This is a genomic window from Simkania sp. (assembly GCF_965215465.1).
Classification (GTDB): Bacteria; Chlamydiota; Chlamydiia; order Chlamydiales; family Simkaniaceae; genus Simkania.
Genome location: NZ_OZ244056.1, coordinates 1,405,421 through 1,428,708, shown reverse-complemented (window position 1 = coordinate 1,428,708; position 23,288 = coordinate 1,405,421). Strand labels below are relative to the sequence as shown.

General features: G+C 43.5%; 23 protein-coding genes and 2 tRNA genes. 12 read left to right on the top strand and 13 right to left on the bottom strand.

The window, feature by feature from the left end; all coding sequences use genetic code 11:
• The first annotated feature begins 181 nt into the window (after positions 1–181).
• Entirely contained in the window at positions 182–1,243 is a 1,062-nt protein-coding gene (locus ACOOFG_RS06630) for a leucine-rich repeat domain-containing protein (RefSeq protein WP_420420688.1), read from the top strand.
• A gap of 37 nt (positions 1,244–1,280) precedes the next feature.
• Complete coding sequence (locus ACOOFG_RS06625; RefSeq protein ID WP_420420687.1) at positions 1,281–2,582, top strand: leucine-rich repeat domain-containing protein; 1,302 nt, start codon at positions 1,281–1,283, stop codon at positions 2,580–2,582.
• A gap of 154 nt (positions 2,583–2,736) precedes the next feature.
• On the opposite strand, the gene ACOOFG_RS06620 is transcribed toward ACOOFG_RS06625, so the two are convergent.
• On the bottom strand, positions 2,737–3,546 hold the full coding sequence (locus ACOOFG_RS06620; RefSeq protein ID WP_420420686.1) for a tetratricopeptide repeat protein: 810 nt from the start codon (positions 3,544–3,546) through the stop codon (positions 2,737–2,739).
• 200 nt (positions 3,547–3,746) lie between these two features.
• On the opposite strand from ACOOFG_RS06620, the gene ACOOFG_RS06615 reads away from it, so the two are divergent.
• Complete coding sequence (locus ACOOFG_RS06615; RefSeq protein WP_420420685.1) at positions 3,747–4,046, top strand: hypothetical protein; 300 nt, start codon at positions 3,747–3,749, stop codon at positions 4,044–4,046.
• A 124-nt stretch (positions 4,047–4,170) separates the two neighbouring features.
• Positions 4,171–4,452 (top strand): hypothetical protein, encoded by a 282-nt coding sequence (locus ACOOFG_RS06610; protein WP_420420684.1) that lies wholly within the window; start codon positions 4,171–4,173, stop codon positions 4,450–4,452.
• Here the strand turns inward: ACOOFG_RS06610 and ACOOFG_RS06605 are convergent.
• The 5 genes from ACOOFG_RS06605 to ACOOFG_RS06585 all read right to left on the bottom strand — a co-directional run bounded on the left by ACOOFG_RS06605 (position 4,444) and on the right by ACOOFG_RS06585 (position 6,916).
• Positions 4,444–5,103, bottom strand: coding sequence for an HAD family hydrolase (locus ACOOFG_RS06605; RefSeq protein ID WP_420420683.1), 660 nt, complete (start codon positions 5,101–5,103; stop codon positions 4,444–4,446). The two genes, ACOOFG_RS06610 and ACOOFG_RS06605, sit on opposite strands and share 9 nt — an antisense overlap.
• Positions 5,104–5,125: 22 nt before the next feature.
• Positions 5,126–5,207 (bottom strand) — tRNA-Leu (locus ACOOFG_RS06600).
• Between the two features lie 45 nt (positions 5,208–5,252).
• Complete coding sequence (gene upp / locus ACOOFG_RS06595) at positions 5,253–5,789, bottom strand: uracil phosphoribosyltransferase (RefSeq protein WP_420420682.1); 537 nt, start codon at positions 5,787–5,789, stop codon at positions 5,253–5,255.
• A gap of 1 nt (position 5,790) precedes the next feature.
• Positions 5,791–6,252 (bottom strand): ExbD/TolR family protein, encoded by a 462-nt coding sequence (locus ACOOFG_RS06590; RefSeq protein WP_420420681.1) that lies wholly within the window; start codon positions 6,250–6,252, stop codon positions 5,791–5,793.
• Positions 6,236–6,916 carry a MotA/TolQ/ExbB proton channel family protein gene (locus ACOOFG_RS06585; RefSeq protein ID WP_420420680.1) on the bottom strand — a complete coding sequence of 227 codons (681 nt, stop codon included), beginning with the start codon at positions 6,914–6,916 and terminating at the stop codon, positions 6,236–6,238. Before ACOOFG_RS06585 ends, ACOOFG_RS06590 begins: the two co-directional genes overlap by 17 nt.
• A 77-nt stretch (positions 6,917–6,993) precedes the next feature.
• On the opposite strand from ACOOFG_RS06585, the gene trmB reads away from it, so the two are divergent.
• Positions 6,994–7,653: a tRNA (guanosine(46)-N7)-methyltransferase TrmB gene (gene trmB / locus ACOOFG_RS06580; protein ID WP_420420679.1), complete on the top strand. Its 660-nt coding sequence runs from the start codon at positions 6,994–6,996 to the stop codon at positions 7,651–7,653.
• A complete protein-coding gene (locus tag ACOOFG_RS06575) occupies positions 7,653–8,567 on the top strand; it encodes a hypothetical protein (RefSeq protein ID WP_420420678.1) in 915 nt (304 codons plus the stop codon). Before trmB ends, ACOOFG_RS06575 begins: the two co-directional genes overlap by 1 nt.
• Here the strand turns inward: ACOOFG_RS06575 and ACOOFG_RS06570 are convergent.
• A tRNA-Pro gene (locus ACOOFG_RS06570) sits at positions 8,549–8,623 on the bottom strand. The two genes, ACOOFG_RS06575 and ACOOFG_RS06570, sit on opposite strands and share 19 nt — an antisense overlap.
• Before the next feature lie 96 nt (positions 8,624–8,719).
• Between ACOOFG_RS06570 and ACOOFG_RS06565 the strand changes: the two genes are divergently transcribed.
• The 4 genes from ACOOFG_RS06565 (at position 8,720) to ACOOFG_RS06550 (ending at position 14,659) form a co-directional block, all read left to right on the top strand.
• Positions 8,720–9,871, top strand: a complete 1,152-nt coding sequence (locus ACOOFG_RS06565) for an endonuclease/exonuclease/phosphatase family protein (RefSeq protein ID WP_420420677.1) — start codon at positions 8,720–8,722, stop codon at positions 9,869–9,871.
• A 98-nt stretch (positions 9,872–9,969) separates the two neighbouring features.
• The gene (gene abc-f, locus ACOOFG_RS06560; protein WP_420420676.1) at positions 9,970–11,565 is read left to right on the top strand and encodes a ribosomal protection-like ABC-F family protein; all 1,596 of its coding nucleotides are present in this window, start codon (positions 9,970–9,972) and stop codon (positions 11,563–11,565) included.
• 229 nt (positions 11,566–11,794) lie between these two features.
• Complete coding sequence (locus tag ACOOFG_RS06555) at positions 11,795–13,381, top strand: glucose-6-phosphate isomerase (RefSeq protein WP_420420675.1); 1,587 nt, start codon at positions 11,795–11,797, stop codon at positions 13,379–13,381.
• The gene (locus tag ACOOFG_RS06550; protein ID WP_420420674.1) at positions 13,382–14,659 is read left to right on the top strand and encodes an MFS transporter; all 1,278 of its coding nucleotides are present in this window, start codon (positions 13,382–13,384) and stop codon (positions 14,657–14,659) included.
• On the opposite strand, the gene ACOOFG_RS06545 is transcribed toward ACOOFG_RS06550, so the two are convergent.
• Positions 14,656–15,717: a DMT family transporter gene (locus ACOOFG_RS06545; RefSeq protein ID WP_420420673.1), complete on the bottom strand. Its 1,062-nt coding sequence runs from the start codon at positions 15,715–15,717 to the stop codon at positions 14,656–14,658. The two genes, ACOOFG_RS06550 and ACOOFG_RS06545, sit on opposite strands and share 4 nt — an antisense overlap.
• Positions 15,718–15,866: 149 nt before the next feature.
• Between ACOOFG_RS06545 and ACOOFG_RS06540 the strand changes: the two genes are divergently transcribed.
• A complete protein-coding gene (locus ACOOFG_RS06540) occupies positions 15,867–19,025 on the top strand; it encodes a hypothetical protein (RefSeq protein ID WP_420420672.1) in 3,159 nt (1,052 codons plus the stop codon).
• On the opposite strand, the gene recF is transcribed toward ACOOFG_RS06540, so the two are convergent.
• The 3 genes from recF to smpB are packed head-to-tail and all read right to left on the bottom strand — an operon-like array spanning position 19,001 to position 21,702.
• On the bottom strand, positions 19,001–20,083 hold the full coding sequence (recF, locus tag ACOOFG_RS06535; protein ID WP_420420671.1) for a DNA replication/repair protein RecF: 1,083 nt from the start codon (positions 20,081–20,083) through the stop codon (positions 19,001–19,003). The two genes, ACOOFG_RS06540 and recF, sit on opposite strands and share 25 nt — an antisense overlap.
• Before the next feature lie 3 nt (positions 20,084–20,086).
• Positions 20,087–21,184: a DNA polymerase III subunit beta gene (gene dnaN / locus ACOOFG_RS06530; protein WP_420420670.1), complete on the bottom strand. Its 1,098-nt coding sequence runs from the start codon at positions 21,182–21,184 to the stop codon at positions 20,087–20,089.
• Positions 21,185–21,240: 56 nt separating this feature from the next.
• Positions 21,241–21,702, bottom strand: coding sequence for an SsrA-binding protein SmpB (gene smpB / locus ACOOFG_RS06525; protein ID WP_420420669.1), 462 nt, complete (start codon positions 21,700–21,702; stop codon positions 21,241–21,243).
• Between the two features lie 74 nt (positions 21,703–21,776).
• Between smpB and ACOOFG_RS06520 the strand changes: the two genes are divergently transcribed.
• Complete coding sequence (locus tag ACOOFG_RS06520; RefSeq protein WP_420420668.1) at positions 21,777–22,091, top strand: CC0125/CC1285 family lipoprotein; 315 nt, start codon at positions 21,777–21,779, stop codon at positions 22,089–22,091.
• 101 nt (positions 22,092–22,192) lie between these two features.
• Here the strand turns inward: ACOOFG_RS06520 and ACOOFG_RS06515 are convergent, their stop codons facing one another.
• Positions 22,193–22,378 carry a hypothetical protein gene (locus ACOOFG_RS06515; RefSeq protein WP_420420667.1) on the bottom strand — a complete coding sequence of 62 codons (186 nt, stop codon included), beginning with the start codon at positions 22,376–22,378 and terminating at the stop codon, positions 22,193–22,195.
• Between the two features lie 140 nt (positions 22,379–22,518).
• Positions 22,519–23,247, bottom strand: coding sequence for a TerC family protein (locus tag ACOOFG_RS06510; RefSeq protein ID WP_420420666.1), 729 nt, complete (start codon positions 23,245–23,247; stop codon positions 22,519–22,521).
• Positions 23,248–23,288: the final 41 nt, after the last annotated feature.

Genomic DNA, 23,288 nt, shown 5'->3' with positions numbered 1-23,288 from the left:
AATTTTAAAATAAATTATTGTATAATGGATCTATCTTAGGGAGAAATCATCTATTATGGGAAAACCACACTTCTAGATCTGATTTTTCACTAAATACTTTATCTGTCTTAATTCTAAAGAGAACTTTGTTGCTCTGTAGACTCCCTATGCGTTCTTGAATTAGGGGGAGAAGAAGGGGCACATGTCAGTATTATCACAACTCAGTTCAAGCGAACGAAGGGGACTTATAGCCAGTTGGTGTCTTTTTGAACATGGGGAGCCTGAAACTTCCGAAGAAAAATATGCGATCAGTGAATGTTTTATAGGGATTAATAAATTCGATAAAAGGCGCTTAAGCATTGCCGAGCGAAAGTATGAAATGCTAACAGACTTAACATCGTTTCAAAAGCTGAAGGCTGCTTTTGCTTCTGTTTTGGGTGAAAGAAAGCCTGATATCACTTTTGAGAATATGGTAAGCCCTATTCAGTACTATCAAACGCTCAGGTCGGAAAGAAATGAGACGCTTAAAGAAAGTCGACTGACTCTATGGGCCGTGCTCTATGATCAGACTCCTGGACTAAAAAAAGATGACTTGAGTTTCAATCCTCTTCATCTGAAAGACCTGACTGGAAATGAAGTGGAGGAGTTGTTTCGAGATTGGCTGATGAAACATCAAAAATCCTTAAAAAAGGTCACACATTTGACCTTGAGTCATAGCGGACTGAAAACTCTGCCCCCAGAAATAGGGATGTTGTCAGAGCTTCACAGTTTGAATCTTAAATATAACTTACTCGAGGCGCTCCCAAAAGAAATTGGTCTTTTAAGACATTTAAGGAAACTCGATGTGAGCAGGAATCTCATCAAAGAGATTCCATCTGAAATTGGAAATCTCACTGAACTTAGATACTTGTTACTTGGGAAAAATCAATTAGAGGAAGTTCCAAGCGCGATCACAAAATTACTCAAACTTGAGCAGCTGAGTCTTGGTGAAAATCGTTTGAAGGGCATCCCATCCGAAGTTGGAAGTTTAAACAAACTTCAGCATTTAGATTTATCGTATAACTTCATAGATAAAGTTCCAGATGAAATTTTTACATTAGATCTGCTTCTGACACTCTCAATTCGAGTCAACCCCCTCAAGGAGGTTCCTACTGAAGCAATTGACACGCTCAGATTACGAAACAAAATGTTAATCGGAAGAGAGCGCATTCAAGAATTTGGGGAGGCTCTCCATAAAAGGAAAAGAGAGCATTTCAAACTATAGAGAATTAACAATATCATACCACAAAAGGAAGGGGAACATGACACCAACTACTACACTGCAAAGTCAAATCATCAGTCATTATTTGTTTGATGACGGGTTCGAACTAGGAGAAAAAGAAGGCCTACCAGGTATCAAAGAGACCATAGAGAAAACGCTTGATGCGATTTATGCAATCCATGGGAAGTCTCGAGAACTATCAGACCGCGCATGGAATGTTGAGCCTGATGCGACGCCTTTTCAAAAACTGCGGGCAGCAGTTCACTCAGTCATAGGTGAAGATGCTTCTGTAGTTGAAAGAGGAGATTTGGTGACGTGTTACCAAACCTTAAGAATAGCACGAAATGAAGAGCTCAAAGAAAGTCGTCTTAGATTTTGGATGGCACTTCCTGGGTCAGACGTCGATTTTCCTAGACTGATGCTCTGTACTGGGAATGACGTTGAAGCGCTGTTTCATGCTTGGATTGAAGAGCATCCCGAATGCTTAGAAACCACAAAGCTCTCACTGATTTATAAAAGTTTAGATCACTTACCGCCGGAAATTGGTCTATTTACATCTCTTGAAGTCCTAAACCTTGCCAATAACTCTATTAAAGAATTGCCACCTGAAATTGGTCATTTGACCTCTCTTAAAGGTTTAGACCTTTCCAATAACAAGCTAGAGAAGCTTCCAGCAGAAATAGGACACTTAAAATCGCTTGTGGAATTAGAGCTTTTGGGGAACAGACTTAAGGAGCTGCCGCCCCAAATTGGCTCGCTGGCATCTCTCGCGTCTTTATGCCTCAATCACAACTATCTTGAAGGAGGACTGCCTCGAGAAATCGGTTTGCTCTCCTCTCTTCAACAGTTAAGCCTGGTCAATTGTCACCTTAAAAGGTTGCCTCCTGAAATTGGAGGAATGGCTCAGCTTAAAATGCTCGATTTAGCGAGAAATCAATTGAAGCGATTGCCTAGAAGGATTGGCAGACTCTCTAATCTAGGGCATTTGAATGTAGAGTCGAATTGTCTTAGAAAACTGCCAGCCGAAATTGGAAAGTTAACCAAACTTCACACGCTACTCTTAGAGAGGAATGGAAAGCTCACTACGTTGCCCTCTGAAATCAGACATTTAGAGAGTTTGACTTTCCTGGATTTACTAGAAAATTTAGAGGGGTTGCCCTTTGAAGCCGGATACTTATCTGGCCTAGAGTATTTAGATGTTCCGCATGAACTCTTTAGAACTTTGCCATGGGAAATTCGGTCAATGGCTGTTGTTAAGATGTTTGATAAAACGAGGATTGCTCGACTCAGAGAGATGGGAGTGCTGGCAAATCCTCAAGCTGAAGAGAGGAGAAGCTCATGACACAAGTTAGTACACTAAAGAATCAAATCATCATCAGATTTCACTCAACGAGCATCTTATAGAGAGTTTTCCTAGTGAGGTGATTCAATATTCAATAGTGTTGAGTCGAAAGCATCTAGATATGCTTTGTGAAATGGGATGGTTTCAACGAGTATTACAAGCGGGGAAGCTTGGAACGCCAAAACTTGGCTTTTTCCTCACTAAGAGGAGTGTTGAGATCACCCTGTTCGTAACAGTTAGTGAGCATTCGTATGGCCCTGCTTTCCCCTTTTTCTGCGGCTTTTTCGAGTTGGGAGAGGGCTTCGTCAAAACGTCTACGTTTGATCAAGTTTCTTGCATAGATAAATAGATTCTTTGCTGAAAGATCGGGCTGCTTTTGGATTGCTTTTTCTAAGTAGAAGAAGGCACGCTCGGGTTGATCTGCTATGTAGAGATTGTAAAGAGAGAGCATTGCTTGGACATCTTCAAATAGTTCTACAATTTGGTGATATGTCTTTTTTGCATCATCAAGGTCACCAACATTTGCTTTTTCATGGGCATACCTTTTCATCAGTTGAAGTTGGGTGTCAGGATCTGTTGAGAGACAATTCCATTGAAGAGGAAGACGTTCTACATGAAACATCTTTTCCATCTGAGTTTTGGTTTTGAAAAGTCGAAATGTGCGGTCATCTGAAGAGGATTCATAGATGGCATAATCACCAAGGGAAGCTCGAGTAAGGGGATTTTCTGATTTTTCACTTAGAACTTGAGTGCGGTGGCGCAGCGTGGCGATTGAAATAGCGTCGAATATGAAGTTTCGCTCACCTTCACGCAGGACACAAATATAGAACTTTTTCCCCTTGTCAAAATGCTGAGTTTGAAGCTCTTCAAATGTTTCATAGGTGTAGGGCTCAGTCTCACTTAGATTGACTGAATAGGTTATTGGAAATAAGTGATTTGGGTTGTTATTTACGTTAGCAGTCAATTTAATTCCCTTTTAATCAATTATTTGATATAATATTTCCAGATGGGGAAAGGTTTCATATCGTAAAAAACCTTTTGGTTTTGTATCTATTTTATCCGATTTTGGACTCAAAATCAATCTTAAACAAGACGCCATCACTTCAACAGAGCTTCAATTCGATGGAATATTGAAGGTAAAAATTTTACAAGGAGGGGTAAAAAATGTCTGCTATTGGAGAATCTTCCTCAACTGGATCAGACGGTATTGACGACTATGCAGAGGTTGACGAACTTGAAGAGAGTGCTTTTAGATTCGATGACCATGCTCAGTTTTGTTTTAAATGTAAAAGAGAAGTTGAGACGGGGATTTGGTCTAACATTGGATATGTTCATGAAGTGTGTGCAAATACTCTCACCCAAAGAGATATCAGAGCTTATCATGAATCATTTTCAACAAGCGTAGAAAAGCCTGCTGCGACAAAGATGGATTTGAAAGCAGGGCATCCACTCAAAGTTCGATGATGATCGTGTTCTAGGCGATTATGGGGGTGAACAAGAGTATCGCATCCGAGATGACATTTATGTCGATAATCATCAAAGTAAACATAACCCAGATTGGATCGGAGACACTCCAAAGGGTGGTTCGATGTTCCCGAAATTGATCACAAAAAGAAAAGACAAATTTGTTCAGCTTTTGAATAGGATTGTCGATAGCCCTGAAATGACAAAAATATTAAGCAGTCCACCGAAAGAGTTTGGTCCAGTAGATGATGTCATGGTGACTCTCAAACCGCCTTTGAAATACGTGCATCAGGATGGAGCAAGCTTGAGAAACAAGAGAGCTGATACGATTAGAGTTCAACTTTCGTATCAAAAGCATGGCTGGACTTTTCATGCCTATCCGCTCATTCCTGGGATGTCAAAGTAGGTTGCGTTTTGCCAGCTCTTCGCGGGCTTGGGAGACTGATTCAAAGAGAATGGCATCGAGGCCAGCTTGTTTAGCGGCTTCGATATTCTCTTCCCGGTCGTCAAAAAAGACGATTTGATGAGCAGGAGCATTTAACAGATCTAATGCTACTTCGTAGGCTCGAGGGTCGGGCTTTTCAGCGCCAATATCGCATGAGAGAAGACAAGGCTCAAACGGATAGTACAAGTCGAGCTCTTTTAAGATGGTGCTGAGTCGTTTATCGATATTTGAGAGAAGGGCGACCGGAATTTTTTTGCTTTTGAGCTCTTCAACGAGTGCATACATCTCGTCGTTGACCCCAATGGCATTTCTTAAAACGGCTTTGAACTGTTGCTCCCATTCTTGGGGAAGAGAGATGTCGTGGCTTGCGGCATACTCGACCCAAAACTGCAAGTCATTGGTTCCATGCTGCGCGAAAGCTACCCGTTTTTCTAAGTTGGCTTTTTCAAACTCGCTTGGCAAGAGCTCAAGAGATTCACAGAGAAAGTTCAACACGAGAGCTCGGTCAGGCTCACCGGTCATCACTCCACCGAAATCAAGCAGAACTGTATTGGATGAGGCAAAGAGTGTAGATGAAGCCATAAGTGTAAGGAAAAATTTGCGGAAAAACATAAACTTCCTCCTTAAATGAAATTGCCCAGGAGAGGACTCGAACCTCCACACCTTGCGGCACCAGAACCTAAATCTGGCGTGTCTACCAATTCCACCACCTGGGCAAAGACGCATAATCCATAAAAAATAAAAGCTTTGAAGGGTTTTCGTCAACAACCAAAATACCGATCTCCAAAATCTCCTAGGCCGGGGACGATGTATTTTCGATCGTCGAGCCCTTGATCAACTGCGGAAACCTTTACTTCAACAGCTGGAAAAGCCTGTCTAATGGCTTCTAATCCTTCAGGCGCAGCCACCATTCCAACGAGTGTGATGTTTTCGGGAGAGCCTCCGCTTTGGGTCAGTTTTTCAAGGGTGATGAGAGTGCTACCGCCTGTTGCAATGATCGGGGCGAGGATGATGATCGCATCTGTTTTACTAAGAGCTGGGAGGTTTTCGTAGTAAAGGACTGGGAGAGCTTGGCGATCCCGTTGCACGCCGATAAATCCAACGCGGGCAGATTGAAAGCACTGCATAAATGAGTGGAGCAATGCGATCCCTGCTCGCAGAATGGGAATGAGGACGACCTCTTCAGAAGGAGCCGCAATGTCGGTTGCAATGAGCTGGGCAAGTTTGTCAGAAGCCATTCGAAAGTCAACAGTCGAAGTGTTGCGGTCACGTAAAATGTCTAAAAGAGTTTGTCTCATGTCAATTTTTGATGATAAAGGGTTTGCTTTCTCTTTTTTCATAAACGGGATAAACGGTAAAGCCTTCTTCGTGCATGGCGAAGATGAGTTTGGCAATCGAAGTCCATTGAGCATCTTGGTCGATGTGGAGCAGAATTTGGTTTTGGGAAGGGTTGTCCACATGTTGCAAAAGGGTTTCTTTAACAGTTTGAATGCTTTTGAAGGTTTGTTCTTCGGAGGCATCGAGCCACTTATACTCTCCTTGCGCAGAGATACTCAAATTGACGGTATGGGATTGCGTTCTTGGAGAGGCTTTAATGTTGGGGGCGTCGTGTTTCACGAGGTTGACGTCGGCGTCGTACAGCGCTTTTCGTGTGATGGCCACAACAGCAAAGATAGCAATGACGATAAAGAGAAAATCGACCATGGGGGCAAAATTGAACGAGAGGCGGGGAGAAAAGTGTTCGTCAGGCACTAGGCTCATGGAGGAACCTCACTGCGTGGGATAAAGCTTCGTTTTCGACTGCTGTAAGAGACTTTGTCAGTCGATATTTGAGGAGAGTACAGAGAATCATAGCTAAAATGGCGACAATTAGACCAGCAAGTGTTGTGCCAACAGAAATGCCAAGTCCGTCAAAGAGGGCGCTGATACTTTCAAGCGAGCGATTGAGGTCGTAGAACGCGTAAAACATCCCTGAAACAGTTCCGAGAAGGCCCAGCATTGGGGCGACAATAGCTATGTCATTGAGGAGTGAAACCTTTTGCCAAAGTGAAGAGGTTTGCCTTTTGCCAACCCCTTTCATGGTTTCGACCATGGCTTGGTGGCCAAAAGAGCGGCTACGGAGGCCTGCTGCAATCATTTGGTTGAATACAGTGGGTTTGGTTTCACATAGCTCAAGGGCGAGGGAGTTATTGCGATTCAAGATGGCTTTACCAAGAATTTCCCGGTCTTCAAGGGGCATCAGTTGTTTGGGTCTCGAGGAAAAGTAGGTGTAGATGTAGATCATGACAGCGCTAAAGGAGAGCAGGAAGAGGAGGGAATAAATGACCGGAGCGCTACTAAAAACTTGTTTCAAATCGATGGTGGTTTCCTCCGCTGAAAGGAGAAAAGGGGAGGCGATGAAGAGAGTCGTGAGAAAGCGGCGCATGGGACGATCTAAATTTTTAATTCGACGATAGCACTCTCTCTTGTAATCATCAAGAGGGATCGTTAAAATGGTTGGCTATGAAACCAAAAGATTTAAAACCGCCTTTTTCTTTTCAAGATCGTCGCCCCTGCATTTTGGAGCGGATCTTTTATGTGCCCACTTACTATGACAAATATGGAGAGTTTTCTTTTCCCTCATGGCAAGAGCTGTTTGGCAATGACAACCCCATCCATATCGAGTACTGCAGCGGAAACGGCGAGTGGATTCTCGAGCGAGCGATGGCGCATCCCGAGGTGAATTGGGTCGGAGTTGAGATGAAGTTTGAGCGGGTGCGCAAGATTCATTCAAAACGGACAAATCAAAATGTGTCCAATCTCTTAATCGTGTGTGGAGAGGCTCAAGTGTTCACGCGTGAGTATGTTCCTGAAAGTAGCGTCGAAACCATTTATGTGAACTTTCCCGATCCTTGGCCAAAAGACCGGCATGCAAAACACCGCTTGATTCAAGCTCCGTTTATGAGAGATGTGTTAACAGCTGTCAGACCCGGAGGGAATGCGCAGCTCGTTTCCGATGCAAAAGAGTACGTTTTGCAGATGCAAGACGAAATTAGCAAAGTTGCTGCATGGCAACTCTCAACACATCCAAATCAAAAAAACTATGGCAGCTCCTACTTTGATCGGCTTTGGCGTTCATTGGGGCGCGAAATTTACTACCTTGAATATCTCTGTGAGAAGTGATGACATTTACCTGTGACGACATTCAGTTCCAAGAAAACGGAACCCTTTATGAGCCTCTAAGTGATGAAAAATTGAAAACCCTTTCCATTGATCTTTCGCTGGCATCTGACCTCGACTTTTCAAAGGTTCAAGAAGAAGCTGAAACTGCTGAAAAGATTTTGTGGAATCTCGACTTTGATTTGGCCTCAGTCTCGTTTTATGACAAGACGACGCTCGCCTCTTTTCTAGTGGCGATTAAGAGTTTTAACGAGGAACTCTTGCTTCCATTTCTAGACAAGACTTTTGGAGTCTGTTTGTACCAAGGACCGTTGCTCATTCCATTTAAGTGGAATCTAGAACATGAGGAGGGTTTTACCGACTGGCAAGAATCTTATCAAAAGTTTCCCGATCCGAAAAACTTGTATTGTGTTGAGATCTTTTCTGAGTATCTCCATCGCTTAGCTGCAGCGCTTTCCGATGAGGCTATGCCCATGGCTTTATTTGTGCCATTTGAAGGCTCGAATGCGCGCTTAGCACAGTTTCTTTCGAAAGAGCACTTTCCTTACCTTTATGTGGGTTTAAAAGGGCATTCCTTACCAATCGGTCCCTTTAGCTCCGAAGCTGCTCATGCCCGTGTTGGAATCACGTTGCCATTGCATACTCATTGCTCAAAAGAGAGCTTGGCTGCAATGGATCGGTGTATGGAAGAATTGCAGCAGCAAAAAGTTCCTTTTCGCATTGTCTCAGAAGCGCATCTGACAGAGAGTTGGGATGGGCTGGACTCGCTAGTCATTTTTAGCGACTTTCTTTCTAACCAAGGAAAGAGGAAAGCGCAAGGTTTTGTCGCTGCTGGGGGAGAAATTGTGACAGTCGGAAGCTCGCTTGAAATGCCTATAGAAATTTCTTGGGAAGAGTTTCGGGGCAGAGGGATTTGAACCCCCGACCTTCTGCTCCCAAAGCAGACGCGCTAGCCAAGCTGCGCTATGCCCCGAAGACAAAGATCCCATTAGTTTACTGAGCAAACCTTTTATTTGCAATTGTGTTCTACCATCGGGTATCATTTTTCTGAAATTTTAAGGAGTGTTCCATGAGCGTCGAAGTCGCAGGAGATGGGGTAGATAATTTTTTAATTTTGACTCAGCCAACCACGACAGAAACAATTGTGGATAAGGTCAAAGGGACTGCTTCGTATTTAATGATGCCCTTTTGGGAAGCTGAGACAGCCTTTCAATATTGTCTGCTATCTTTTCTCCCAGATGAATATGGCCAAGAGGCAACTAAGGCCTATGAATACGCCAAACGCTTTTTTATTGCGCCTCTTTCCCTAGCGGGAATGGGGATCACATTTCTGCTCGAAGTGAGTGGCCGCCTACTGACTGGAGTCGCGCGCATCTTTGAATCGAGAAACTATCGCTATCTCTCAGGGAATGCTGAGGAAAGATCACCTGAAAAGCCAAAGTTCATGCATCTCAATTTTTGTGGTTTATATGGAGGTCTTCCTTATTCTTGTGGTGGAACCACCCCTGGAAATGCACGTATCGGAGAACTGGCGGAAAGAGTGCGCGCAGAAGACTTAGACCTTCTGTTTTTATGCGAATGCAATCGCATGCTGACTCCTGCGTTGTACTATAACTTGAGAGATGACTTTTCCCACTTTTTTGTCGATATTGGGTTGAATACTTGGGGAATAGAAAGCTGTCAGTTTGTGGCGTCACGTGTTCCCATTATTTCAGCGCCTTCTTTTCACCCTTATTCAGAAGTGGTTGAGGGAGAAGAGTGGCACATGATGCGTGGTTTTTTTGCAGTAGAGACTGCTGATAAGTGGTACCTTTATACCCATCTTCACTCAGGAAATGACGCAGATGACCGCGAAATGCGTCAAAGAGAACTGGGAGCGATTCAGGACTTTATTGTCGAGCGAACAGCTGATAAACCTTGCGTCTTATTGGGTGATCTCAACATCAATCGGTTGGATGAGTCCAATGACGATTATCAAAAGATGCTAGGGCTAGGCTTTAAAGACGGCTTTCCCGACCAACATCCCGCTGCATTTACGGGCAGCGATATGCTTGACCATCATATCAAGAAAAACGCAGCAGAAGCCCCTCCAGAAGTGCTGGATTACATCTTAGTCAACGATAAGGGAACAGGTCTTGAGCTTCAATTAAGTGTCCTTGAAACGTACAAGCCTCAGCTGGATCAATCCTTATCGGATCACAAAGGGTTGATTGGCGTTTAGACATCTGTTAGAATGAAGCTACAACTTACGAGAGGTCGTATCTAGTGAAAATTTAAGTTTGATTCCAGTCTTTTCTCAATCAACCCAGGAACAAACTTATGTCTAGACTTCTCATTCAATTTTCACATCTATGTAAATCATTTGGAAATGCCCACATTTTGCAAGATGTCTCCTTGTCTGTTCATGAAGGAGATCTCATCGCTCTTATAGGGGAAAATGGAGCCGGAAAGTCGACCTTGCTCAAGATCGTTGAAGGCGTCCTTAAGGAAGATGCAGGACATGTCAAAAGAGTCACTCCTCTAAGAGTTGGGATACTTCCTCAAGAAATTCCTGTCTTAGCAACAAAAGTGAGTGTACGGGAATACTTAGAAGATGCTGAGCTTCTCCGTTTCGAAAGGGAGATGGAGAAGTGCTTGGAGGATCCCAATCGGCTAGAGGAGTGGGAGACGCTTCATGAGCAGTATGAACTTCAAGGAGGGTATTGCCGCTTGCCAGTTGTGAAAGTTTTAAGCGGACTCAAGCTAGACTGTCGACTTTTAGATCTGCCGATGAGTGAACTTAGTGGTGGGGAAAAGGTGCGTATGGCTTTAGCTAAAGCGCTAACTCAAAATCCCGATATCCTCTTACTCGATGAGCCGACAAATCATCTAGATGATGAAATGCTCGTTTGGCTTGAAAAAATGCTTATAAGCCGCGTTGGTGCCACGATCATAGCTTCTCACCATCGGAGTTTTTTAAACCGCGTGTGCCATTCTCTTGTTGAACTTAAAGAGGGAAAGCTAGCGCTTTATGCTGGAAATTATGACTTTTATCTCTCCGAGAAGCAAGCTGAACTTGAGAGGCAAATGAGAATTTACGAGGAGCAAGAAGAAGAGAGAAAATGCATCAAAAAGCAAATCAAAGCCATGACGTTTTCTTGCCCAAAGCCTGCCAAACCAAAAGATCGGAACATTATGGCTTACGATCGACATGGTGAAAGCTATCAAAAATCTAAACAACAGCGATTAAATGTTTTGAAGGGAAGGCTTGAGACACTAGAGAATCAGGCGATTTCTCATCCAAGACCGAAGAGTATCACAGGGCTTCGATTTTTGGCTGCGCCGTTTCATCATGACCAAGCAATCGAAATTGCCAATCTCTCTCATGACTATGAGGGAAAAAGTTTGTATGAGCAGTTTTCGATGATTTTTGCTTTTGGAGAACGTGTGATTTTGACTGGGGCAAATGGTTCGGGTAAAACGACGCTTCTTCGGCTGATTTTAGGAGAACTCGAGCCAAAGCAAGGAAAGGTCTATGTTTCCTCGCAAGCAAGCGTAGGGTATCTTGATCAAGAAGTGAAAAATCTTCCCTTGAATCAAACCCCTTTGGAATTTTTTGCGGTGAGGTTTCAACTCACAGAAGAAAGTTTAAGAAAAGAGCTTCATAAAGCAGCCCTTAAAAGAGAGCTTCTTTTGAATCGTCCTTTTTCTTCAATGAGTGTTGGAGAGCGAAAACGGTTTATGCTTCTTACTCTCATGCTTTCCAAGCCAAATGTGCTCCTTCTTGATGAGCCCACAAACCATCTTGATCTATTGACATTAGAAGCCTTTGAAGAGGCTTTACTGTCTTTTACTGGACTGATCATTGCGGTGTCTCATGACCCAACTTTTATCAGCAAACTCGAGGCCCGTAAAATAAGCGTAGAAATTGGGTAATACCATTTATCAAAAATAACTTAGTGAATGTAGCTTGATTCTTTAGGTTAAAATTGAGTTTTCGATTTCGCTAACCAATGTATGGTTAGGCTCTTCTCCAAACCCAATTTTCCTTCGAAAATCTCTGCGCTAATTCTGTAATTTATTTTTGGTAAATGGTATAAAAAAGTATTTACAATCGGTTCATTTCGTTGTATGACTCGTATTTTTTAACTAGATGGGATAGGCAATGTCTGCGTTCAATGAGTATGAAGCTACAAAGAGACTGAAAGAGTTAGCAGAAAAACCAATTGATCTTTCTAAAGAAGGTTCCCTTTCGCCGAAGCGATTGGAGCAAATGGTTGCTTCGAGTTTGAACCTTAAGCTTTTTTATGGAACGGAGCGTGTGACTAAGAAGGTCATGGATGCACTGTGCGACCTCGCGAAAGAAGCCAATGTGATTGAGAAGATGCATGCCATGCAAAATGGAGAGGTCATTAACAAGATTGAGGGGTTTGAAAGTGAAGAGCGCTCTGTTTTGCATACGGCGATGCGTGATTTTTTTGACCGCAGGTGTGAAGTAGAGGCAGCTAAAAATGCTTCGACAGAAGCCTATGCAGAACTTGAAAAATTGAAAACGTTTCTCGATGAGGTCGACAAGCAAAACTTCACCGATATTGTTCAAGTCGGGATTGGGGGATCAGAACTCGGTCCGAAGGCCATTTATCTGGGATTGGAGGCATTTAGTAGATCCGGTCGTCGTGCACATTTCGTTTCAAATGTAGATCCTGATGATGCGGCAAATGTCTTGAGTCAGGTGGATTTGGGCAAAACACTGGTGGTGATTGTGTCTAAGTCTGGCTCAACACTCGAAACTCGGACAAATGAAGAGCTCGTACGAAAACGGTTTCTCGACGTGGGACTTTCGCCTAAAAACCATATTATTGCTGTTACCGGAAAGGGGAGTCCGATGGATAACCCGGAGAAATACCGGGCGTCGTTTTACATCTGGGATTTTGTTGGCGGGCGTTATTCTGTCACTTCGATGGTAGGTTGTGTGACACTTGCCTTTGCGATTGGAATGGAAAAACTCCTCGAGTTTTTACGAGGGGCCAATGCCATGGATAAATTAGCCCTTCATGAAGATCCTTATCAAAATCTCCCTCTTCTTTCAGCTTTACTAGGGATTTGGAACCACAATTTCTTAGGGCTGCCGACAACTGCAGTGATTCCCTACTCGCAAGCGATGTCTCGCTTTCCTGCCCATTTGCAGCAGTGCGATATGGAGTCAAATGGAAAGCGAATTGATCGGCAGGGGATTCCGGTAGATCATTGGACTGGGCCGATCATTTGGGGCGAGCCTGGGACAAATGGGCAACATTCATTTTATCAGCTTATTCACCAGGGAACCATTCCAGTTCCTGTAGAATTTGTCGGTTTTTGTGAAACCCAACGGGGGATGGACAATGAATATGAAGGCACAACTTCTCAAGAGAAGCTCTTGTCAAATCTCTTTGCCCAGTCGATTGGACTTGCTACAGGCAAAAAGAGTGACAATCCCAACAAAGAGTTTCCTGGAAATCGTCCAACACGCATTTTGATGGCGAAGCAGTGCGATCCTTATTCGATCGGTGCGATCCTTGCCCTTTATGAGCACAAGGTGGCTTTCCAAGGGTTTATTTGGAATATCAACTCCTTTGATCAGGAAGGGGTTCAACTGGGAAAGGTTTTAGCAAATAAAATCATCTCTCAGTTTGACAAAATGCGCAAAGGGGAAGAGTTTGAAAAAGATTTTCCTCTTGGGGCTGTCTATCTGAATCATCTTAAGGAGTTTTAGATGAAAAAAGGCTCTGCAATGAGCTGGTGGATTTGGGCTCTCACAGTCACTTTTCTCTTTTATGAGTTTTTCATTCGAGTCTTTCCAACGGCCATGGTGAAAGAACTCATGGCAGCCTTTTCAGTGACTGCCGGCACTTTAGGAACTCTTAGCGCGTTTTACTTTTACGCATATGCTCCCATGCAACTTCCTGTAGGGATCTTAATGGACCGTTTTGGAGCGCGTAAACTGCTCACGTTTGCTTCTCTCATTTGTGCGCTTGGAAGTTTCATGTTTGCTCTAGCACCACACCTGCCAATGGCTGAATTGGGACGGCTTTTTATGGGAATCGGCTCCGCATTTGGTTTCGTTGGAATGGTGTATGTGTCTTCTCACTGGTTCCCAGCTGAGAAACTGGCACTTTTAGTTGGTTTGGGAAATTCGATTGGGATGTTAGGGGCTGTTGGAGCTGAAGGGCCTCTTGCGATGTCTATTGATGCTGTTGGATGGCGCTTCACTTTACATATTTTTGGCGTTTTTGGAGTGCTCCTTGCCATTGCGATCTACTTTTTCATTCGGAGAGAGCCTCAACGCATGAAAAGAGGGGAAGGAAAACATGCGACCATGAAGCTATTTGCGAAATTACAGGTAGTTTGCTCAAACTATAAAACCTATCTCAATGCCGTGATTGCTCTTCTCTATTACATGACAACAGCTGGCTTTGCGTCTCTTTGGGGCATTCCATTTTTGGTTCAAGAGTATGGAATGGAGAAAACTCTTGCAGGGTATGCTGTTTCTATGATCTTCGTCGGTTGGATTGTAGGAGGGCCTCTTATTGGGATGATTTCCGACAAATTTAGTAAAAGGAAGCCGTTTCTTTTTGGAAGCATTATTCTCACAACTGCCACAATTGTTCCAGTCATCTACGTGGAACAGCTTTACGTCGGGGTCTTGTTTTTGCTACTCTTTTTGGTGGGCTTTTTCTCCTCAGCTCAACTCCTGCATTTCTCTCTTGCGATTGAACTGAATCCCATTGAAGCCAAGGGAACGAGTATTGCCATGACAAACTTTATTGTGGCAATTGGCTCTTCTATCATTCAGCCTTTGCTTGGGTATTTCCTCGATTTGAGTTGGGATGGTGTGATAAAAAACGGAGTGCCGTTCTACTCGTCGAATGACTACAAGCAAGCAATGGTGACATTTCCGATCACGCTGCTCCTAGCACTTTTCCTTCTTCTTTTTCTCAAGGAAAGGAAGCATACGAAGGAGAAAATTGCCAAGATGATTGGCCTCGATTAAATTCCCTCAAAGGAGCCGGGACGTTCATGCGTGACTTTCCTACGCTTAGCGCGGAGTTCTCCAAATAGACTCACTCCTATCCCAAATAAAATGACGATTCCTCCAATGATTTGGGCTTTGTTGGGAACTTCGCCTAAGATGAGGTAGGCAAAAAGGGTTCCCGCAATGGGAGTTAACGCAGTCGCCATTGAAATGTCTGCAGAAGAAGCCTTTTTGACACCTTTATACCACATGATTTGACCCACTACGATGATCAATGCTCCATAGACGATCATCCATCCCCAAAGAAAAGGAGAAAAGAGATCATCAAAGTGGTGTACTCCAAAGACGGACATGACAATAATCGAAAAGAGAACAACACCGACCATCATTCTGAGGACGCTGTAGACTCCAACAGACACGCTTCGAAGAAGGGAACGGCTGATTTGAGTGGCGATGATGGTCATTAAAGTTGCCAGCGTTGTGAGGATTTCTCCCCCTTTTGGAAGGGTTTGCAAAAACTGATTGACTGCGGGGTTACCCACATCAATCATTTTCATGGTCATCCGATTTTCCATTGGTGGTTGATTCAGCAAGAAAATGAGTATGATTCCTCCAAAGGCGATCAGTGCTCCAAGAATGGCTAAAGGACGAGCTTTTTCTCGGAAAAACAGGTAAGCAAAAAAGAGACTTAGAGGGACATCAATTGTAGAAATCAAAACGACATTTGTGACTTCCGTTAGCATGAGCGCAATGAAGTAAAATGCGGGGGCTAAGACTCCCGCAAAGAGGATGAGAACAAACATACAAATCCACATCTTCAGCGACACCTGCTTTAGCTCACTTAGGCGCCAGTTCTTGCGATAGACGATGAGTAATGTAATTCCTGCAAGGAGGTTTCCTGTGAAAAAGAGGTTACAAAAAGAGATGGGATTGTGACCCGAAGCTGTGGGATGCATGGCTCCAAGTTCTCCTATTTTTGCTACAACGGCATTGGATGCAGCAAAGATTAGGATGGAGATCCAGAGCCAGAAAAGAGTGAAACTGCGAGATGCCGGAGGCTTTGAGGGAGTGCTCATTTTGTCACCTAAATTTTTTATTTTACAGATAAAGTTATATTAAATTTTTATCTACATATTGTTTTCATAATAGAAATTCCTTTTTATATTATCTTTATAATTATTGTGATATAATCTTAACTAATTTAGGGGAGGTTAAGGTTTTTTTTATGACAATAGTAAAGGGGATAAATCCAGATTCGGCATGCTCACAGCCAAGAATCAACCAACCCATTCAAGAAGCGAAAATTAAAATTTTAAGTGACACTTCGCTTGAAACGACCTTCTATACTTACGGAAAGGCGATGAATGCGATCACTTATGCTTTTTTCAATTTCTTGATGCCGATTCTCTATAAGATTTTCAGCTCTTTTCGTCACCATGTGGTTGAGATGATCAGCCTCAAGGGAGATCTCGCTCAAAACAAATTTGATGCGCTCCAAAAGGTTCTAGAAAACCCTGCTTATGATGAAATTGTTCTTCATGCAGACCATAGAGATTATCCAGCGTTTTTTAATTATGCACGCAAACTGGGCCGCAATCAAACATCACAGCCCGAAGTTTTGGAACTTGCTCGTCAACTCATTCCGTATTCTCTAGCGGAATGCGTGAAAGATAAGGCTATAGAATTTGCAAATGAGGTTGCCCCGTCTTTAGGTGAAGAATTCAAAGCCATCATTAGTGATGATCCACAGCAATTCTTGCGTCATGCAGCTGCTAAGGCAGAGGGGTATCCTGAGGTCCAAAAGAAACTTCATCTGCTTAAATTAGCTGCCCTTCACCAGCATGATCAATCGAAGGAGCTCTTCTTGGCACGAGCAAAGAAGACTTTGGAAAACAATGGTTTTGATAAGAAGAAGCTTGACGAAACTCTCGAAGTTTTAACAAACAAAGCTGCAGCAAAAAAAGATGTGAAGCAATTCCTTTTAGGTGAAAAGACTTTTGGCACCGATCCTTCATCGAAGGTATTCCAAGCAGGCTACCTTGCCTTAATGGACCATCTGGAACCTATTCGAGACCGACAATTTGCTTCATTATTTTTTGATTTGGTTCAGAATTTACGTAACTCTTCAGATGAAGACCAATTTGGGTACCATATTGGCCGTCAAATGCGCGACTTAGCTTTTTTAGCTTCTCAATCACCACTGTACCAAAGGATGCAAAATCAAGGAGGTCGGTCGAACCCTTTAGTTGCTCTCTTGCAGGATCTATGTACGACGTTTCAAATGAAAGTTCCAGGAATGAGAGAACTTCGTCAATTAGGAGACATGTACCTGAATCAAATCAAGGAATCTCTAGGAGAAATTCCGGAAGAAGGGCAAAAACTCACCTATCTTGCGAAAGCTTTGGATAAAGCAGTTGAAAAGCATCGCAAATTTTCCTTTGAGTCTTTCAGAGATCGCGTTTTAACAGAAAATGGAAACTTTGATTTAGGAATCGGGCAGTTTCAATTAGGAGATCGCGCTTTGCATGCAGCTTTTGGTCCGTCGACTAAGAATGATAAGGCACTTGAAATGCATCTTGAATCACTAAAAGAACGAGGAGGCATCCACTTACATCAAGGTCTGACAAAATCTTCTTCTTCCTTGAGGAAATTAGAAGCTGATTATCCTTCTGTTGTGCGCGTCTTTTCAATGCCACTAGATGGTTTTGCTCACCTTTCAACAGAAGAAAAAAAGTACTTTCTCGAGTTTAAGACGCCTGAAGAGTTCATCATGAAGTATGGAAAATATGCTTTATGTAACCAAACATCCGAAGATCCGACTCCAATGAGAGAAATTTCATCTGAGAATCATCTTAAGTATACAGGCAAAAATGACAATGGCTTTTACTTTGGTCGCAATGTCATGAACACAGAGCAGTTCAAACTTGGGTTTGAGAAAAGTGCAGTGGCTTTTGCCCATGTGAATCCAGGAGTAGAAGATCCCGAGCGATTGGTTCGCGCATTGCAGCTCGGGACTCAGGGTTTTTTGACTGTTGGAGCCATTGTGAAAACTTTGCAAGATCTCCCTTCTCATCAAAGAGATGAGTTTCTGAATGCCACTTACAAGCAAGCTTTTGAGAAAAATGTCGACCGAGGAATTGTGATGAATGTCCTAACCGAAGTCTACTTTCACTTGCTTTCAGGTGATCCTCTAACAGAAGAAAGCATTCAAGAAATGATTGGAGCGGTGATTGCTCGTGCCGAACTTATTGTAGGGTACAAAGTCACGATGAGTGATTATCAACAGCTCAGTGATTTACTGCGAATGATTGGTGCTGATGAAAACCGGGTTAAAGCGGCTCTTCAGAGTTATGTCAAAGAGGGGTTTGCAACCGACTCAGTTTGCAGTTTCGAACCTTTTCTTGCACAAGCACCTGATCGGGCAAAACGACGGAAGATCACGACTGAGCGAGAAATTTTCGAGGGAAGAAAACTCTTTTCGCCCATTCGGAATAAAGGGTCTTATGGTTCGGTGATTTATCGCGATCGCAAAGGGAAACCATATGGAATTTTTAAATCGATCAATGCTCATTTTACTTTTGGAAAACGCTTTAAATCAAAAGCTTTAGACTTAATGAGAATTACGGGGCAAGAGGGATATCTCCCACTTTCTGAAATGCGTCAAGTTGGAGCCATGATTTCAGAACGGGCTACCTACTTACTTGATAGGGCTTTTGATGCACACTCTGTTCCAAAAACAGAGATCATCTATGCTCAAGGGCACAAGGGTTCGTTTCAACACTTTGTTCACGGTTATAAAGAAGCTCAAGAAATCGATCTTCCAACTGAAGTGTCTGAAAGAGAGTTAACCAAATATCAGAAGTTTGCCATTCTCGACTACATTCTTGGAAATCTCGACCGCAAAGAGGATAACTGGATGGTAAAAAGGTCAGAAGATGGGAAGCGTATTAAAGACATCAAAATGATTGATAATGCCAACTGTTTCCCAAGGGGGCATTTACCAGGCTCATTGCTTCCTGATGGATCGACTTGGAATCAATATGCTTGGAAAAATCTCGAGCTTTCGGCGAAACCCCTTACCCAAAACGCCATGTATTTTATCGATTCCTTAACCGAGTCGAAAGTGGCAAGGCTCATTCAAACTTGGAAAAAGGATCTCGGGCCTGAATATTTCGAAGTATTTTTTGGTGGAGATGAAGGGGAAGTCATCAAGGCCTTCCTGGACCGGGTGAACGTAGTGCGCAAGTTTAAAAAAGAATCAGAGTCAGCCCCTCAAAGTGTCAGAGAGCTCGCTTCTTATAATACATTCGAAACAATCGATAGATATCTCGGTTCGGAGAGAAAAGCTGGCCCTGCTCATTATATCTTGCCGGCATATGGCTGATCACTTGTCACAGTCCCACCTTCGACATAAAGAAAGCGATCGTGGGCCACTTCTCCAATGAATTCATCTGAGGGCACTGTTAAAAACACCTGTCCAACAGACGAGATTGCTGTATGGAGCAAACTTTTTCGCCTCTCGTCTAAGTGGATCCCAAAATCATCAATACTGAGCAAGGCTTCTTCTTTTGCCAGTCGATCTCGTTCGGATAATTTCAAAGACGCAACACAGGTTCTTTTTTGCCCCTCACTTGCGTAAGTCTTGGCTTCCCTCTTGTTGTATGAAATCAGAAAGTCATCGCGATGAGGCCCATTTAAAGTTGTTCCTAAGAGGAGTTCCTTTTTGCGACCCTTTTGGAAAATGGTCTGAAGGTGCTTTAGGTGCTTCATGCTAATAGAAGGGGAGTAGAAAAGATCGAAATGGTCATTTTCATCAGAAAGCATCTTAGCAAACTCTCGAAGCTTGGGCTTGAGCTCCTCGATGAGAGCAGCCCGTTTTCCCATCAAATAGGCCGCAGAGTGCGCCATCATTTCTTCCCAGCTATCCAAGCTTTCCTCTGTTTTAGCTTTGAGGAGAGCATTGCGGTTTTTCATGGCTTTGTGGTAGCGCATCAAGTGGTGGACGTAGAGAGGGTCACATTGCGCCAGTTGGATATTTAAGAAACGCCTCCGGTCAATGGGCGCACCGGCAACAAGCTGGCTATCTGTTGGGGCATACAAGACAGAAGGGAGAATCCCAAGTAAATGAGAAAAGTTACTTAAGGTTGCAGCATTATGATGGATCTTTCGGTTTTTTCCATCGAATCCAATAGAAAGAGACTGATCAATTCCATCTTTTTCGAACTGAGCTTCAATATAAAAGTGAGAACTGTCATTCCGAATGAGATCTGTCAAATGGGCTGTTCGAAACGAGCGCCCTGTACTGAGCAAGTAGAGCGCTTCGAGCAAATTGGTTTTTCCAGCCCCATTTTTTCCATAAATGAGATTAACGCCGGGGCTAAACGTGACAGCCTCGTCCACATAGTTGCGAAAATTGCGAAGTACGAGCTGCTTGAGTCGCATCGGTCACGCAGACAGTCGCATCGGCATGATCACGAAATTCGCCGTGGAAGAATCAGTGATGAGACCAGGATTGTGCGCATTTGTGATCGCAAAGGAAACCGTTTCATCTTTGCAGTGGCGTAAAATGTCATGAAAATAAAACGGATTAAATGCGATTTCAAATTTATCTCCTGAATAATCAACAGGCATCGAGACCTTTCCATCTCCGATGTCACTACTATTCGCTGTTAGCGTGAGTTCACCTGGATTGAAAATGAAATGCACTGAGTGGTTTTTTTCACTTGTGAAAAGGGCGATTTGCTTCAGAAGAGACATGAGTTCTTCGCGATGCAAAGTGAACTTTTGCTCAGATGCAGTTGGAATCACGCGCTCAATGTCGGGATAGTCTCCAGACAAGAGTTTAGTCACAAGCGTTGTCGATCCGACTTCAATGCCTACCTTATCAGGCAGAAGAGAGATTTTGAGAGCTTCATCATCGTCGATCATTTTCACGATTTCTTCGCATGCCTTAAGTGGAAGAAGGTAGTCGTGTTTGTGCTGCCCCTCGATTTCAATCGATGTATGGATTTTTGCAAGCCTTTTCCCATCGGTTCCGACGAAAGTGGCCGTGTTTCCTTCGATTTGCATCAGCACTCCATTGAGGACGTGACGGCTATCTTCTCGTGCTGCGGCAAAGACTGATTTCGAGAGCATCTCTTTAAATATTCCACCTGGCAGAGCAAAGGACTGGCCTTGACTCATGTCAGGGAGGGAAGGGAATTCACTTTTATGGATTCCGTTGATACGAAACTCTGAGCTACCGCCGCGAACGTAGGCAATTTCCCCAGTGGTGCATTCGATTTCGACATCTTGAGCTGTCATCTCACGAACAAGTTGGAAGAACCGCTTTGCAGGCAATGTAATTGCGCCCTCTTCAATGACATTGGCACCAGTTTGCGCGCGTGTACTCACAGTTAAATCAGTTGCGCTGATGATGAGGTTGCCATCGAAGACTTCAATGAGAATATTTGCCAAAATAGGAATCGCTGGCTTAGAAGAAACGACTCCTTGAATGGTTCCGATGAGTTGAACCAATTCGGTTCTCGAGATGATGACTTTCATAGTGTATCCCTTTATTACTTTTCACATAGGAAAATATAAAAACTTCTCTTGCTGTGTCAACCCTGTTGTTTCAATATGCGAGCAATAGAGCGTTTTTCTTCGCGTTCTTTGATGGATTGACGCTTGTCATGTTGCTTTTTCCCTTTAGCCACACCAAGCTTGACTTTGACGATTCCCTTTTTCAAATACATGGCAAGAGGAATGATTGTGAGCCCTTTTTGCTCAATCGACTTTTTCAGTTTCGTGATCTCATAGTGGTGAAGCAAAAGCTTTCGATCACGGCGCTCCTCATGGTTGAAAACGTTGCCGAACTTATAGGGAGCAATGGATGCCTGCTTCAAAAAGGCCTCGCCTTTATCGATGACCACATAGGCATCTTGGAGCGATCCCCCATGGTTTCTGAGAGACTTGATTTCTGTGCCAAGTAGCACGATTCCTGCTTCGACGGTTTCCAAGATTTCATAGTCATGTCTAGCCCGCCGATTAGAGACCAGTTCCGATTCACTTTTCTTAGCCATACAAGCTATGGTACTCTTCCTTGCCTTTTACCTCAATTTTTGTGATAATGCTTTCTCCAAACCAAGAGGAAAACATGAAAAAAAGACTCATTCTCACTGCAGGGCTTTCAGCCCTTTTCCTTGCCGGATGCTCGACCTCCTATCACCAAAAGGGGTTTTTTGGCGATGGTTACAGTGACTACCGCGTGAATCAAGACAAATTTGCCGTGACTTTCCGAGGGAATGAGTACACTGACTCTGAAGATGTCCGCCGTTTTGCTCTCACGCGTGCTGCAGAGTTGGCCCTTCAAAATGGGTTCCGCTATTTCAAAGTTCTTTCAGAGAAAGACCTCTCACGCCAAGCTGTTGAGACATCCACAACTGAGCATGACGAATCTGTGGTGACTTGAAAGGTCAAAAAGCAAGCACCTGGGATCGATCTTATGATCCGTTGCTTTGATCAAGAGCCTGATGGGGACGCTATCGATGCAAGAGAGTTTTTGTCGTATAATCAGCCAAAGAAATAGAGGTAGATTCCGAAGGCAACTGCTCCAATGAGCAGCAGCGCATAGCCTAAGCAAGTAAACTTAGCATTGAACTGCATACGGGTGTCATGCATTTCACGGAAGGCTTCGGTCTCATCGTCTTTGAAACCTTTGGAGTCATGAACATTGTGGTTGAAAGGGCCTAGATTCATATAGCTTAAGCCTTGCTCCATGTTTTAAAACCGAGAAAGTCTTTTGTCGTTGCTGCGATTTGATCGCGATAGTAGCGGGAAATAGCTGCTTTAAAATTTGTCATAAAACCTCCATCAAACTAGGAAAAATTATAGAGACTTTACGAGTTTGAATCAATTGAGCTCTTTTTCTTAAAGAAGAAGCTTGAGAGAAAAAAGCCGATGACCCCTATCCAAAAGAGCGTTCCCGCCCATGTCGGAAGACTTGTGTAATGGGGCAAGCCAGCTTTGAGCGAAGCCTCTAAGATGAGTTTAAGGCCGATCCAGCCGACGATCAGGTGGGCTCCAAGCTCGAGGCCTGGATAGCGATCAATGAGCGAAGTGAAGAGGCGCGCTGCAAACCGCATCAAGATAATCCCCATGATCCCTCCAAAGTAGACAATCCAAATCTTCGGAGGCAGATGTGGGGGTGTGAAATGTACGCCAATGAGAGCTAACCCTGCTAAAATCGAATCGATGGCAAAGGCAAAGTCGGTGAGTTCAACGAGAATGACAACTTTCCAAAAGGAGGGTTTCTTTGCTTTTTCTTTCTTTTCTTTGTGCTTGTTATAGCTTAGAAGGTGGGCACAGGCGAGATACAAGAGGTAGGCTCCTCCAGCGAGTTGAATCCAAAAGATCTGGATGAGATAGGCTGCTGCTAAGATTCCAAGAGCTCGTAAAATCATCGCAGAAATGAGACCCACAAAGAGAGCTTTCTTTTTTTCCATCGGGGGAAGGTGACGCACGATGAGAGCTAGCGCGAGAGCATTATCTACCGACAGAATTCCTTCGAGAAAGGTCAAAGTCAAGAGACGTGGAATATCTATGAGAGAAAATGTTTGATCCAGCATGTCATTGGTCCTTTTTCCCTATACATACTGAGAGGAAGGAA

Excerpts from the sequence above, each read along its gene's own strand:
- ACOOFG_RS06630 (WP_420420688.1), top strand. The coding sequence starts at position 182 with ATGTCAGTATTATCACAACTCAGTTCAAGCGAACGAAGGGGACTTATA.
- ACOOFG_RS06625 (WP_420420687.1), top strand. The coding sequence starts at position 1,281 with ATGACACCAACTACTACACTGCAAAGTCAAATCATCAGTCATTATTTG.
- ACOOFG_RS06615 (WP_420420685.1), top strand. The coding sequence starts at position 3,747 with ATGTCTGCTATTGGAGAATCTTCCTCAACTGGATCAGACGGTATTGAC.
- ACOOFG_RS06610 (WP_420420684.1), top strand. The coding sequence starts at position 4,171 with ATGTTCCCGAAATTGATCACAAAAAGAAAAGACAAATTTGTTCAGCTT.
- ACOOFG_RS06605 (WP_420420683.1), bottom strand. The coding sequence starts at position 5,103 with ATGTTTTTCCGCAAATTTTTCCTTACACTTATGGCTTCATCTACACTC.
- upp (WP_420420682.1), bottom strand. The coding sequence starts at position 5,789 with ATGAGACAAACTCTTTTAGACATTTTACGTGACCGCAACACTTCGACT.
- ACOOFG_RS06590 (WP_420420681.1), bottom strand. The coding sequence starts at position 6,252 with ATGAGCCTAGTGCCTGACGAACACTTTTCTCCCCGCCTCTCGTTCAAT.
- ACOOFG_RS06585 (WP_420420680.1), bottom strand. The coding sequence starts at position 6,916 with ATGCGCCGCTTTCTCACGACTCTCTTCATCGCCTCCCCTTTTCTCCTT.
- trmB (WP_420420679.1), top strand. The coding sequence starts at position 6,994 with ATGAAACCAAAAGATTTAAAACCGCCTTTTTCTTTTCAAGATCGTCGC.
- ACOOFG_RS06575 (WP_420420678.1), top strand. The coding sequence starts at position 7,653 with ATGACATTTACCTGTGACGACATTCAGTTCCAAGAAAACGGAACCCTT.
- ACOOFG_RS06565 (WP_420420677.1), top strand. The coding sequence starts at position 8,720 with ATGAGCGTCGAAGTCGCAGGAGATGGGGTAGATAATTTTTTAATTTTG.
- abc-f (WP_420420676.1), top strand. The coding sequence starts at position 9,970 with ATGTCTAGACTTCTCATTCAATTTTCACATCTATGTAAATCATTTGGA.
- ACOOFG_RS06555 (WP_420420675.1), top strand. The coding sequence starts at position 11,795 with ATGTCTGCGTTCAATGAGTATGAAGCTACAAAGAGACTGAAAGAGTTA.
- ACOOFG_RS06550 (WP_420420674.1), top strand. The coding sequence starts at position 13,382 with ATGAAAAAAGGCTCTGCAATGAGCTGGTGGATTTGGGCTCTCACAGTC.
- ACOOFG_RS06545 (WP_420420673.1), bottom strand. The coding sequence starts at position 15,717 with ATGAGCACTCCCTCAAAGCCTCCGGCATCTCGCAGTTTCACTCTTTTC.
- ACOOFG_RS06540 (WP_420420672.1), top strand. The coding sequence starts at position 15,867 with ATGACAATAGTAAAGGGGATAAATCCAGATTCGGCATGCTCACAGCCA.
- recF (WP_420420671.1), bottom strand. The coding sequence starts at position 20,083 with ATGCGACTCAAGCAGCTCGTACTTCGCAATTTTCGCAACTATGTGGAC.
- dnaN (WP_420420670.1), bottom strand. The coding sequence starts at position 21,184 with ATGAAAGTCATCATCTCGAGAACCGAATTGGTTCAACTCATCGGAACC.
- smpB (WP_420420669.1), bottom strand. The coding sequence starts at position 21,702 with ATGGCTAAGAAAAGTGAATCGGAACTGGTCTCTAATCGGCGGGCTAGA.
- ACOOFG_RS06520 (WP_420420668.1), top strand. The coding sequence starts at position 21,777 with ATGAAAAAAAGACTCATTCTCACTGCAGGGCTTTCAGCCCTTTTCCTT.
- ACOOFG_RS06515 (WP_420420667.1), bottom strand. The coding sequence starts at position 22,378 with ATGAATCTAGGCCCTTTCAACCACAATGTTCATGACTCCAAAGGTTTC.
- ACOOFG_RS06510 (WP_420420666.1), bottom strand. The coding sequence starts at position 23,247 with ATGCTGGATCAAACATTTTCTCTCATAGATATTCCACGTCTCTTGACT.